The 250-nt window shown below is 67.2% G+C and carries 1 protein-coding gene; it reads left to right on the plus strand.

The window, feature by feature from the left end; translation table 11 throughout:
• The coding region (locus SB756_RS33285; protein ID WP_410913661.1) for a cellulose synthase subunit BcsC-related outer membrane protein at positions 1–250 on the plus strand (250 nt) is incomplete at both ends.

A 250-nucleotide genomic window follows, 5' to 3' on the forward strand; every position in this document is an offset into this window, starting at 1 on the left:
GGTTCGGTCGGTTGGTCCCAGGCCCACAGCGGCCGCAGCCGCCTGTACCCGGACGCGCACATCAACCACAAGGTACTGGCGCAGTATGACGTGCGCTCGAACATCGATGCCATGAACGACGCCAGCGACAGCAGCGGCCTGGGCTACCGCCTGCGCGGCCTGTTCGAGCGCCGCCTGAGCGACCACTGGGTGCTGGGGGGCGGGTTCGATTGGCAGCACAGCGATGACTATGCTCCGAGCCATGGCATGC

It is taken from the genome of Pseudomonas sp. SIMBA_068, assembly GCF_046534705.1.
Lineage (GTDB): Bacteria > Pseudomonadota > Gammaproteobacteria > Pseudomonadales > Pseudomonadaceae > Aquipseudomonas > Aquipseudomonas putida.